The following is a 13,136-nucleotide window of genomic DNA, read 5'->3' on the forward strand; positions in this document are numbered from 1 at the left end:
ATAATAAAATAAAGCTCAGCGTGACACTGGGCTTTATTTTATTTAACTCAATTCAGCAATAATAGCTTTCAGTTGGTCTTTAGTATGAACACCTGCAACTTGTTTAACCACTTCTCCGTCTTTTTTAAACATCAATGTTGGAATTGACATAATACCAAACTGACGGGCAGTTTCCGGATTCTCATCAACATCCATTTTCAAAATTTTGAGTTCATCTTCATCGATTTCTTGAGATAACTGTTCTAAGATTGGTGCTTGCATACGACATGGACCACACCAAGTTGCCCAAAAATCAATGAGTACTAAACCTTCTTTAGTTTCTTCTACAAATGTAGCATCTGTTACTTCTAATGCCATCTTTTTTCTCCATTTCATCTTAATGATAAGCCTATTGTACAAGAATCTAGTTGTTTTTGAAACTATTTGCTACGAACTCGCTAAATAAATAAACAAAGCCCTAAAATCAAGCCAATAAGGTAACCTACAATAACATCCTTAGGATAGTGAATACCTGCTATCACACGGCAAATTGCCAATAGAACCGATAATATTAAACAAACTATTCCAAAGTAAACATAATATCGTAACAAACACATACTAATCATCGTAGCTGAAAAAACATGTCTGCTAGGCATTGACCTTCCCTCAGTATCCTTATAAATTAAAGGTTTAATATTCCATTTTTCATATGGTCGTGGAAAATCAAGGCGTTTCCTAATGTAAGACAAAGCTATAAAGCCAACAGCAGGGATAATTAATAGCCTTAACCATAATTGAAATGTCATCCCTTGCCAAAGAGTAAATATCAGAAAAGATGGATAGAGTATGTACATCATTCCTGTGACTATTTTTAGTAAAAAATTTAAAAGAATTATTAACTGTGGGGATTTTCTAAAAGGTTGAGATAGTTTGGCATAAAATTGTTCATATGATTCCATAATTTACCCTAACGTTACAATTGTGGCGCCAGATCCCCCTGCATTTTGTGGGGCATAAGCAAAATGCTTAACGTGCTTATTACGACGAAGATATTTTGTCACTCCCTCACGGATAACGCCTGTACCAATACCATGAATGATATCAACTTGTCCCATATTGTTAAGCAATGCTTGATCAATAAAATTATCTAACTCTTGCATAGCTTCTTCGTATCTTTTACCTCTAAGATCAAGTCGAGCTCTTGGTCCAGAACTATCAGCCTTTTTAACCACATTAATCTGTTTACTTTTGACTTTCTGTTCTTCTTGGACTCTAACAAGGGTAAATTCATCTTGTGTTAATGTCATTTTGATAATTCCCACTTGTGCTTCCCAACGTCCATCTTTTAATTGACTAGTTAAGGTACCTCGCTGTCCATAGCTAGTCACTATAATATCATCACCAATTCTAGGAGCACGAGCTGCTTTAATTTTTTTAGCCTTATTTAAGACTTTATTTTTTGATAAATCAACTTGAGGTGCTAATTTTTTTATTTGTGCCTTAGCATCTATAATTTCGTGAGGTTTTAATTGGCTCTTATCATTGAGTTTTTTTAAGATAGTATCACTCTCATTCAAAGCCATATCTACAATTTCTTGAGCTTCTTGATAGATTTTTTCTAACTCTTTATCGCGCTCATGTGAAAATTCATTATAGAGTTTCTTAACCGCACGATTGAATTTGAGGTTTTCTTGTTCAACTTCTTTAATATGATCCAGTCTTCTACGTGTCTCAAGTGTCTGTGCCTCTAACTGTTCAATAATACGGTTAACATCTGAGTCAGAATCTGTCATCTGCTTAGCTTGTTTAACAATAAATGGAGCTAAACCAAGGCGAGAAGCAATTTCAAATGCATTTGATCGTCCAGGAACTCCTTGCATAAAGCGATACGTAGGGCTAAGCGTTTCGGCATCAAATTCCATGCTCGCATTCTCTACAAAATTTGTCTCAATCCCATAAGCTTTTAATTCTGGATAGTGCGTGGTCGCCATCGTTTTGATATTACTTAACCTAAGGTGTTCTAAAATAGCCATAGCCAAACTAGCACCTTCTTGAGGATCCGTTCCTGCTCCCAGTTCATCAAAGAGGACTAAACTATTGTGGTCAGCCTCGTTTAAAATACTGACTATGTGCGTCATATGACTAGAAAAAGTTGATAGACTTTGTTCAATAGATTGCTCATCGCCAATATCTGCAAAGATATTGTTAAATACTGCAATTTTACTACCTTTATCCGCTAATACTGGCAAACCAGACTGGCCCATTAATTGTGCTAAACCGAGTGTTTTTAGCATAATCGTCTTACCACCAGTATTGGGACCAGTGATGACAATTGCAGTTAAATCTTGATCAAAATGTAAGTCATTAGCCACAGGGTTACTTAACAGAGGATGACGAACATTGATTAATGCTAACGTGCTGTCATTAGAAATCTCAGGTATCGTCGCCTTATTATCAGACATAAAAAGATATTTAGCCCTTACAAAATCAAGATGCCCAAGAATCCATGCATTATTTCTAATAGTGGCGACATGGGGTCTTAACAAGTCTGAAAATGCGTGTAAAATACGACTTTCTTCATGACGTTCGTCAGCTCTAAGCTGCGTTATCTCTTCGTTTAGTGTAACTACAGCACGAGGCTCAATATAAACAGTACTTCCTGAAGAAGAGATGTCATGAACCACACCAGAAATACGATTCCGATAAGTATTTTTTACTGGTAGGACACTTCGTCCACTACGACTAGCGATTAGATTCTCTGATAAAAGCTCTGCTTTTTCCTTAAGCATATCCTGTAAAATCTGACGAACCCGTCGTTCACTGTTTGTTAATTGACGACGGATACGCTCTAATTCTGGACTCGCAAAATGTTCTAAAAAACCACCATCATTGATAGCTTGAAAAGACCCTTGCAGATTAGGGAATTGTTCCAAATTTTCAAACAAACGATCCAAAGATTGGAAAGAAACATTATCCAAATCAGAATAAAAGTGAATCATATCCGAAGAACTCTGTAAAACTTTTTTGATAGCCAAAAGTTCTTGAATATTAAGATCAGCTGAAAGCTCTAAGCGTTTTAAACTCTCAGAGATTGAACTTAGGCTGACTATGCCAAATGAGTGATGTTCAACAAAAATCTGTTCCATGTCAGAAATTTCATTAAAACTTTTTTCTATTTTAGGAGCCTCCGTCATCGGCTCCAGCTCTGATAATTCTTCTTGTGATTGTTCTGTCTTGAGATAAGGTAATATCAATTCCTTAACTTTGTTAAATTCTAACTGTTCTAAAATCTTGTTATTCATACTCTTCATTATACCTAAATTTATCACAAAATGACAACGTTAAAAAGGTTGGAACTCTTACTCCAACCTTACTAAACATTATATTCAAAGACCTACCGCCCAAGTCCTTACCAAAAACTGTGAGAAGAATGGTAAGTCGTTAATTAAAAATCTAACAAACAGACTATTCCATAACTTTTCTTGAACAAATGACATAGGGACTGTTGCCAGAATAGTCAAACACATACTCATAAATAAGAGACAAACCAGGACGGCTAAAAAACCACTAATAATATTATTTTGCAAGCTATCAAAATGTTCAACTGGTGCTAAATGTAGTAAAACACCTAACAAGCGACCTACTAAGTAAGATAAACTGTAGATAAAAACAAAGGCAACACCTGCATAATAAACATGACTCAATTGAAATTTGCTAATATCTTTAAAAAAGTAAACTTCTACTCCTTGTACAGGATTAGAATACGGTACCCATAACGTAATCTGACTAGCTAATTCTTGGTAAAATTGACTAGCAATCATCAAAGATACCATTGACATTAACACGTAAAAGACTTGTAAAAAAATACCTCTACTGTAGCCAATATAAAAATGCCAAATAACAATAATCAGCAAAAGCAATGATAGCATGATTAATCCTCACTCACTTTTTCTTTAATGTCCGAAATCGTTTTGGAGCGTAACTTATTGAGCTCATCTTCCATTTTTTCAATGTCAATTTCTCGACTTAGTTGCACTGATAAAGCATTAATTGCCATGAGAATAGCAATCGTTTCATTATCAGCATTAGGTAATTTTTCTTTAATAGCTTCATACTTTTCTGTAGCTACACGCTCAATCTCTTCCATAAAAAGGTTGTCTTTATCTGTCGTCAATGTGAGAGGCTTATCTCCAAAGACAAATTTATAACGATTTTTCTGACTATTATTTATTTTTGTTTCCATACTATACCTCTGCTAGCATTATACCGTAAAATAGGGCTTTCGTAAAATTCTACCCCTTATCATTACTTGTCTATTCCCTTATTCCTCTTTTTTATGATAGAATATTGTCTATGAACACAATCGTCATGCAAGCAGATAAAAAATTGCAAGAAAAGATAAGAACCGATTTAGCTCAACATCATATAAGTAATAACAATCCTTATGTGGTATTTTCAGCTAAAATATCAGGAGCTACTGTTCTTTTATATACTTCTGGAAAACTTGTCTTCCAGGGTTCTAACGCTTCACATATCGCCCAAAAGTATGGTTTTATTGAGCAAAAAGAAAGTTGTTCCTCTGAGAGTCAAGATATTCCCATAATTGGTACTGATGAAGTGGGAAATGGCTCTTACTTTGGTGGACTGGCAGTGGTAGCTAGTTTTGTAACTCCTAAGGACCATGCTTACCTCAAAAAATTAGGTGTTGGTGATTCAAAAACACTTACTGATCAAAAAATTAAGCAAATCGCGCCTCTTTTGGAAAAAGCAATTCCACACAAAGCATTATTGTTATCGCCTCAAAAATATAATCAAGTGGTTAGTCCAAATAACAAACATAATGCTGTCTCCGTAAAAGTTGCTTTACACAATCAAGCTATCTTCCTTCTTCTTCAAGATGGTTTTGAACCAGAAAAAATCGTTATTGATGCTTTTACTAGCTCCAAAAACTATCAAAATTATTTGAAAAATGAAAAGAATCAATTTAAACAAACGATTACTCTGGAAGAAAAAGCTGAAAATAAATATCTAGCTGTAGCGGTCAGTTCTATTATTGCACGTAATCTATTCTTAGAAAACCTTAACAAATTAAGCGACGACGTAGGATATAAACTTCCAAGTGGAGCTGGTCACCAATCTGATAAGGTCGCTAGCCAATTACTCAAAGCTTATGGTATCTCTTCGCTTGAACACTGCGCAAAACTTCATTTTGCCAACACCAAAAAAGCACAAGCATTATTAAAATAAATAGCAGGGAAAATTATGAAAGAATTTATTAAAGAATGGGGTGTCTTTATCCTCATCCTCTCACTTTTTTTACTATCGCGTATCTTTTTATGGCAATTCGTTAAAGTTGACGGACACTCCATGGATCCAACTTTAGCTGACAAGGAACAGCTAGTAGTTCTCAAACAAACAAAAATCAATCGATTCGATATTGTAGTGGCTAACGAAGAAGAAGGCGGCCAAAAGAAAAAAATTGTTAAACGTGTCATTGGTATGCCAGGTGATGTCATCAAATATAAAAATGACACCTTAACTATTAACAATAAAAAAACAGAAGAACCTTACCTCAAGGAATATACTAAATTATTTAAAAAGGATAAATTACAGGAAAAATATTCGTATAACCCACTTTTCCAAGACCTAGCACAAAGCTCTACCGCTTTCACCACTGACAGCAATGGCAGCAGCGAATTTACTACTGTCGTGCCTAAAGGCCACTACTATCTTGTTGGTGATGACCGAATTGTCTCTAAAGATAGTCGTGCCGTCGGTCCCTTCAAAAAATCAACGATTGTGGGAGAGGTTAAATTCCGCTTCTGGCCAATTCGTCGTTTTGGAACTATCAACTAAAGGAAATTAAAAATTCACCTGACAAAAGTTGAAATAGCATATTATATTGAAAATAGGGAGTGACAAATCCATTTAAAATAGGGATTTACAATCACTCCCTTTAACTGTTTATTAAAAAGGAAGGTACAATGGAAGTATTTTTTACAGGAACCATTGAACGCATTATATTTGAAAATGCCAGCAATTTTTTTAAAATATTACTTCTGGAAATCGAAGATACGGATAGCGATTTTGATGATGTAGAAGTAATTATTACTGGTACTATGGCCGACGTTATAGAGGGAGAAGAATATACTTTTTGGGGAACACTAACCCAACATCCAAAATACGGCGAGCAACTACAAAGTGTACGCTATGAAAGAGCCAAGCCTACTTCAGGTGGCCTTGTGAAATACTTTTCTAGCGAACAATTTAAAGGAATTGGTAAAAAGACTGCCCAACGCATCGTAGAACTCTATGGAGATAATACCATTGATAAAATCCTTGAATCCCCTGAACAGTTAAGTACAATCTCAGGACTATCAAAAATTAATAGAGAAGCATTCATCGCTAAACTGAAACTCAATTATGGAACAGAGCAAGTTTTAGCTAAACTCGCTGAATATGGGTTAAGCAATCGTGCTGCTATTCAAATATTTGATCACTATAAAGAAGAATCACTTGAAGTGATAAACGAAAATCCTTATCAACTTGTTGAGGATATCCAAGGTATCGGTTTTAAAATAGCTGACCAACTTGCTGAACAAGTCGGTATTGAAAGTGATTCTCCTAAACGCTTTCGTGCTGCTATTATTCATACTTTAGTTGAGTCTTCTATGGAGCAAGGAGATACCTATATTGAGGCTCGTACTCTCTTGGAAAAAACCATTACTCTCCTTGAAGAAGCTCGTCAAATCGAACTAGATCCTTCAATTGTTGCTAAGGAATTGACAAATTTAATTGCAGAAGATAAAGTGCAACATATTGGAACTAAAATTTTTAGTAATACTCTATTTTTTGCCGAAGAAGGCATCAAAAAAAACTTACAACGAATACTAAATCAGCCTCTTGATAAACAACTAAATCACAAAGATATTGACCGTGAAATCAGAGATATTCAAAAATCTTTAAATATCCACTACGATAATATCCAAGAAAAAGCTATTAGAGAAGCTTTACTAAGTAAGGTATTTATCTTGACTGGTGGCCCAGGAACAGGTAAAACAACAGTTATAAATGGTATTATTGAAGCCTATTCCGAGTTACATCATATTGATTTAAACAAAAATGATATTCCTATTGTACTTGCTGCTCCTACAGGTCGTGCTGCTAGACGCATGAATGAACTTACCGGTTTACCGAGTGCTACTATTCATAGGCATTTGGGATTAAACGGAGATAGTGACTATCAAAGTCTAGATGACTATCTAGATTGTTCCTTAATTATCATTGATGAATTTTCAATGGTTGACACTTGGCTTGCTAATCAATTATTTGACGCTTTGGACTCGCACACACAAGTTATTATTGTCGGAGATAGTGATCAATTACCGTCTGTAGGTCCAGGACAAGTTCTAGCAGATCTTTTAAATATAAATGCACTTCCACACGTTAAACTTGAAAAGATTTTTAGACAATCAGAAGAATCAACTATTGTGACTTTAGCTAATCAAATGAGACAGGGCTTTTTGCCAGAGGACTTTACAGCTAAAAAAGCCGATCGCTCATACTTTGAAGCATCTGCTAATATCATCCCAAATATGATTTCTAAAATTGTTCAATCTGCACTTAAGAGCGGTATTGAAGCTCATGAAATTCAAATTTTAGCTCCTATGTATCGCGGCCAAGCAGGTATTAATAATCTTAACCTTATCATGCAAAATCTCCTCAATCCATTAAAAGATAATAACCAATTTACTTTTAATGATATAAATTTCCGAATAGGAGATAAAGTGTTACATTTAGTCAACGATACAGAGCTTAATGTTTTTAATGGGGATATTGGTTACATAACGGACCTTATACCAGCCAAATATACTGAGAGCAAGCAAGATGAGATTTATATGACTTTTGACGGTCAAGAAGTTATCTATCAACGCAAAGAATGGCTTAAAATAACACTAGCCTATGCTATGAGTATTCATAAATCACAGGGTTCTGAATTTCAAGTTGTTATTCTGCCAATAACGAGACAGAGTGGTCGAATGTTACAGCGAAACCTTATTTATACAGCTATTACGAGATCTAAAAGTAAACTAATACTTTTAGGAGAAATTGGTGCATTTGATTTCGCTGTTAAAAACGAGGGGGCAAAGCGCAATACTTATCTGATAGAAAGATTTGAAAACAAGCAAGAAATAGCTAATTCTCAAAAAATTGAAGATAGCTCAATAGATCAAAAGATTGACAACACAATAATTAATACGTCCATTCCAAAAACAGCAACACCAATTGAGCAGACTAATCTTTCAAAAATAACTTATCGCCTAACTGAAGAAAATTATTTAACAATCGATCCAATGATTGGTATTAATCAACAAGATATAAGTGCAATTTTTGATAGTAAATAAATTTTTTCATAAAATCTTGAAAACTCTTCCAAATATGTTATAATATCATTGTATTAAGAACGTAGTTCAAATTTAATACTTTTATTAAGGTTTATTTAGAAAAAGGAGATATTATGGTTTCATATGAAAAAGTCCGCCGCTCTCTGCGCACAGCTACAATCACTATCATTGTATTAAATAGTTTGTCTTTAGTATTCAGATTGTTTACAGGAATTTCAGTGCAGCTAGCCAAAACTGAAATTAATAAAGGGAACACAGGTAATCTTCCTAAAGAACATATCGAAGCAGTCTTGAGCGCCACAACACCATTTATGCTATTTGTCACTGCTTTAATAGTATTAGTCAACATTGCCATTGTTATTTTCTGTATTAAAAATTTAAGAGCAATTAAAAGAAATCAAATGGTTAATTACCTTCCTTATTACCTTGGCTTCGCCATTACTGTAGGACTTGTTATTTTGGGTTTTCTAACTACTAAAGCACCATGGGCAATAGCTATAAATATCGTCTTCCAAGCTATTTTCGGTCTTCTTTATTTCCATGCTTATCAAAAAGCACAAAAACTCAACGAACGTGATCTTGAAGAGACTAACTAAAAGTAAAAGCACTAGAATCTAGTGCTTTTTTCTTTTCAAAGAGAGTTAAATATAGTCATCGTCCCAACTTTTAAAAATCTAAATAGATAGCTTCATGTTCATTTTCCAGGGTCGTTACTGTAACACCTAAGAGTCGTATGCCAAAAACTGACTCTTCTAAGGTATCAAATATCGCTTTAGCAACTTGATCAATGATTTGAAAATCTTGAGTATACTCTTCTAATGTCATACGTTTCGTCAATGTTTCAAAATCCGCATATCTAACTTTTAAAACGATTGTCTTACCAACTTTCTTATTTTTCTCCAGAGAAGCAACAACTCTCTGAACGTTCTTTGAAATCTCAGCTTTGATATCTGCTTCGTTATATAGTAATTTCCCATAGGTTTTCTCACTTCCTATTGATTTACGAACTCTATCAGGTTTTACCGGGGAAGCATTAATCCCTCTTGCCTTACGATAAAGGTCATACCCGAAACGACCAAACATATCAATTAAAGAAATTTCAGATAAGGAAAGGAGGTCCTCACCAGTATAAACCCCTAAAGCATGTAATTTTTCGACGGAGCGTTTACCAACACCATGAAATTTCTCTATTGGTAAGGGCTTCAAGAAATCTTGAGCTTGATCTGGTAGGATGAGGGTAAGTCCTTTTGGTTTCTCAAAGTCAGAAGCCAATTTTGCCAAAAATTTATTGTAGGAAATACCCGCTGAACAGGTCAAATGGACATCATTCCAAATATCGTATTGTATCATTTTAGCAAGTTTAACAGCTGATTTTATTCCCATTTTATTTTCAGTTACATCTAAATAAGCTTCGTCTATACTCATCGGTTCAACCAAATCCGTATACTTTTTAAATATATCTCGTACTTCCATTCCTACTTGGCGATATTTTTGGTAATTTCCCGAAATAAAGATAGCTTGAGGGCATCGTTCATACGCTTCTTTTGAAGACATAGCTGAATGAACTCCAAACTTTCGAGCCTCATAATTACAAGTAGAAACAACCCCTCTGCCGCCGGTTTTTCTGGGATCAGAACCAATAATAACAGGCTTTCCTTTAAGAGAGGGATTGTCACGCTCTTCCACAGATGCAAAAAAAGCATCCATATCAATGTGGATAATTTTACGCGACGTATCATTTATTAAAGGAAAAATTAACATTGTTCTCTCCCCCATTCTCTCTACTCCATTATAACAGATTACAACTTAATGATACAGATTAAAAAAACTGTATTATAAAAGAATCATAATTTTGTCAAGAAATATGCTTGCGAAAACGTTTACTTTTTCCTAAAATGGATATGTAAACAAAATTAAATCTGTCACAATGTTTAAGGAGAAAACTATGGCAACAGTTAAAACAAACACAGATATCTTTGAACAAGCTTGGGAAGGCTTTAAAGGTGTTGATTGGAAAGAAAAAGCAAGTATTGCTCGCTTCGTTCAAGCAAACTATGCACCTTACGATGGAGATGAAAGCTTCTTAGCTGGAGCAACTGAACGTTCACTTCACATCAAAAAAGTGATTGAAGAAACAAAAGCTCACTATGAAGAAACTCGCTTCCCAATGGATACTCGTGTTGCTTCAATTTCTGAATTACCAGCTGGTTTTATCGACAAAGATAACGAGCTTATCTTTGGTATTCAAAACGACGAGCTTTTCAAATTGAACTTCATGCCTAAAGGTGGTATCCGTATGGCGGAAACTACACTTAAAGAAAATGGTTATGAACCTGATCCAGCTGTTCACGAAATCTTCACTAAGTACGCTACAACAGTAAATGATGGTATCTTCCGCGCTTATACTTCTAACATTCGTCGTGCTCGCCATGCACACACTGTTACTGGTCTTCCAGACGCTTATTCACGCGGACGTATCATTGGTGTATATGCTCGTCTAGCTGTTTACGGTGCTGACTACTTGATGCAAGAAAAAGTTAATGACTGGAATGCATTGAATGATATTGATGAAGAGTCAATTCGTCTTCGTGAAGAAATCAACCTTCAATACCAAGCTCTTGGTGAAGTTGTAAAACTTGGTGACCTTTACGGCGTAGATGTTCGTAAACCAGCCATGAACACTAAAGAAGCCATTCAATGGGTGAACATTGCTTTCATGGCTGTATGTCGTGTTATCAATGGTGCTGCAACATCACTTGGACGTGTTCCTATTGTCCTTGATATCTTTGCAGAACGTGACCTCGCTCGCGGTACATTCACAGAATCAGAAATCCAAGAATTTGTTGATGATTTTGTCCTTAAACTCCGTACTGTAAAATTTGCTCGTACTAAAGCTTATGATGCCCTTTACTCAGGTGACCCAACCTTTATCACAACTTCAATGGCAGGTATGGGAGCTGATGGACGTCATCGTGTTACCAAAATGGACTATCGTTTCTTAAATACACTTGACAATATCGGTAACTCACCAGAACCAAACTTAACTGTTCTTTGGTCAGATCAATTACCATATGCTTTCCGTCGCTACTGTATGTCAATGAGTCATAAACACTCTTCAATCCAATATGAAGGTGTATCAACAATGGCTAAAGAAGGCTACGGTGAAATGTCATGTATTTCATGTTGTGTATCTCCACTTGATCCAGAAAACGAAGACAAACGTCACAACCTTCAATATTTTGGTGCTCGTGTTAACGTTATGAAAGCACTTCTTACTGGTCTTAACGGTGGTTATGATGATGTTCATAAAGATTACAAAGTATTTGACATCGACCCAATTCGTGACGAAGTACTCAACTTTGACACTGTAAAAGCTAACTTTGAAAAATCTCTTGACTGGTTGACTGATACTTATGTTGATGCGATGAATATCATCCACTACATGACTGATAAATACAACTATGAAGCTGTACAAATGGCATTCTTACCTTCACATGTACGTGCTAATATGGGATTTGGTATCTGTGGTTTTGCAAATACTGTCGATTCATTATCTGCGATTAAATACGCTACTGTTAAACCAATCCGTGACGAAGATGGTTACATCTACGACTACGAAACAGTTGGTGACTTCCCACGTTATGGTGAAGATGATGATCGTGTTGACTCAATCGCTGAATGGTTACTTGAAGCCTTCCATGGACGCCTTGCTAAACACAAACTTTACAAAGATGCTGAAGCAACTGTTTCTCTTCTTACAATCACATCAAACGTTGCTTACTCTAAACAAACTGGTAACTCACCGGTACATAAAGGAGTATATCTCAATGAAGATGGTAGTGTAAACCTTTCTAAAGTAGAATTCTTCTCACCAGGTGCTAACCCTTCTAACAAAGCTAAAGGTGGCTGGTTACAAAACTTGAATTCACTTTCTAAACTTGATTTCGCTCATGCAAATGATGGTATTTCATTGACAACTCAAGTTTCTCCACGCGCTCTTGGTAAAACATTTGATGAACAAGTTGATAACTTGGTAACAGTCCTTGATGGTTACTTTGAAAACGGTGGTCAACACGTTAACTTGAATGTCATGGACCTTAAAGATGTCTATGACAAGATTATGAATGGTGAAGATGTTATCGTTCGTATCTCAGGTTACTGTGTCAATACTAAATATCTAACTCCTGAGCAAAAAACTGAGTTGACACAACGTGTCTTCCATGAAGTACTTTCAATGGACGATGCATTAACTAACTAGTTTGTATTCGATGAAGTAGGTTTGATTATATCAAACCTACTTTTATCTATATTATCAATAGTACTAATTACTTCTTTATATAACCTCAAGGAGGGGCCTAATGTTAAATCACAAATTTCTTCAAGTTCTAAAATATGAGGGTGTCGTTTCGATAACAAGCTGGATCGAATTAGCTCCTCACGTTACAAACACTTGGAATAGCTACCTGACTATTACAGATGACCAGCGTATATTAGCTCCTGCAGCAGGAATGACTCATCTTGAAAATGATCTCAATAATAATTCTAAAATTATTATGACTCTGGGCAGCCGTGAAGTCGAGGGTCGTGATGGTTATCAAGGTACAGGCTTTAGAATTGAAGGAACTGCTAAGCTATTAGAAGCAGGAAGCGATTTTGAAATTGTTAAAGAAAAATACCCTTTTCTGCGTAAAGTATTGGAAGTAACTCCCATAAATGTTATCCAACTTTTATAAAAAACTTCTCCTAGAAAAT

The 13,136-nt window shown here is 35.4% G+C and carries 11 protein-coding genes and 1 pseudogene; 6 read left to right on the plus strand and 6 right to left on the minus strand.

Features of this window, described 5'->3' with window-relative positions:
* Positions 1-42 precede the first annotated feature (42 nt).
* The 5 genes from trxA to zapA form a co-directional block, all read right to left on the minus strand.
* Complete coding sequence (gene trxA / locus EGX96_RS02745) at positions 43-375, minus strand: thioredoxin (RefSeq protein ID WP_001932060.1); 333 nt, start codon at positions 373-375, stop codon at positions 43-45.
* Positions 376-437: 62 nt separating this feature from the next.
* Positions 438-938, minus strand: coding sequence for a phosphatase PAP2 family protein (locus EGX96_RS02750; protein ID WP_000446812.1), 501 nt, complete (start codon positions 936-938; stop codon positions 438-440).
* A gap of 3 nt (positions 939-941) precedes the next feature.
* The gene (locus EGX96_RS02755; RefSeq protein WP_001060323.1) at positions 942-3,281 is read right to left on the minus strand and encodes an endonuclease MutS2; all 2,340 of its coding nucleotides are present in this window, start codon (positions 3,279-3,281) and stop codon (positions 942-944) included.
* Positions 3,282-3,365: 84 nt separating this feature from the next.
* Positions 3,366-3,908 (minus strand): CvpA family protein, encoded by a 543-nt coding sequence (locus tag EGX96_RS02760; RefSeq protein ID WP_000949954.1) that lies wholly within the window; start codon positions 3,906-3,908, stop codon positions 3,366-3,368.
* Between the two features lie 2 nt (positions 3,909-3,910).
* Complete coding sequence (gene zapA, locus EGX96_RS02765; protein WP_000448289.1) at positions 3,911-4,222, minus strand: cell division protein ZapA; 312 nt, start codon at positions 4,220-4,222, stop codon at positions 3,911-3,913.
* 110 nt (positions 4,223-4,332) lie between these two features.
* On the opposite strand from zapA, the gene rnhC reads away from it, so the two are divergent.
* From rnhC to EGX96_RS02785, 4 genes and pseudogenes are all read left to right on the plus strand, one after another.
* Positions 4,333-5,226 (plus strand): ribonuclease HIII, encoded by an 894-nt coding sequence (gene rnhC, locus EGX96_RS02770; protein ID WP_001092527.1) that lies wholly within the window; start codon positions 4,333-4,335, stop codon positions 5,224-5,226.
* Between the two features lie 15 nt (positions 5,227-5,241).
* The gene (lepB, locus tag EGX96_RS02775; protein ID WP_000657514.1) at positions 5,242-5,835 is read left to right on the plus strand and encodes a signal peptidase I; all 594 of its coding nucleotides are present in this window, start codon (positions 5,242-5,244) and stop codon (positions 5,833-5,835) included.
* A 128-nt stretch (positions 5,836-5,963) separates the two neighbouring features.
* A pseudogene (gene recD2 / locus EGX96_RS02780) lies at positions 5,964-8,166 on the plus strand (SF1B family DNA helicase RecD2); the annotation flags it as partial.
* 331 nt (positions 8,167-8,497) lie between these two features.
* The gene (locus EGX96_RS02785; RefSeq protein ID WP_000255475.1) at positions 8,498-8,980 is read left to right on the plus strand and encodes a hypothetical protein; all 483 of its coding nucleotides are present in this window, start codon (positions 8,498-8,500) and stop codon (positions 8,978-8,980) included.
* Between the two features lie 70 nt (positions 8,981-9,050).
* On the opposite strand, the gene dinB is transcribed toward EGX96_RS02785, so the two are convergent.
* Positions 9,051-10,145 (minus strand): DNA polymerase IV, encoded by a 1,095-nt coding sequence (gene dinB, locus EGX96_RS02790; protein ID WP_000904560.1) that lies wholly within the window; start codon positions 10,143-10,145, stop codon positions 9,051-9,053.
* Between the two features lie 184 nt (positions 10,146-10,329).
* Between dinB and pflB the strand changes: the two genes are divergently transcribed.
* Together pflB and EGX96_RS02800 are read left to right on the plus strand one after the other, a co-directional pair.
* Positions 10,330-12,642: a formate C-acetyltransferase gene (gene pflB / locus EGX96_RS02795; protein WP_000246708.1), complete on the plus strand. Its 2,313-nt coding sequence runs from the start codon at positions 10,330-10,332 to the stop codon at positions 12,640-12,642.
* Between the two features lie 100 nt (positions 12,643-12,742).
* Positions 12,743-13,117 (plus strand): pyridoxamine 5'-phosphate oxidase family protein, encoded by a 375-nt coding sequence (locus EGX96_RS02800; RefSeq protein ID WP_000931877.1) that lies wholly within the window; start codon positions 12,743-12,745, stop codon positions 13,115-13,117.
* Positions 13,118-13,136 lie beyond the last annotated feature (19 nt).

Origin of the sequence: Streptococcus sp. FDAARGOS_520 (assembly GCF_003812685.1) — a bacterium.
GTDB lineage: Bacteria > Bacillota > Bacilli > Lactobacillales > Streptococcaceae > Streptococcus > Streptococcus agalactiae.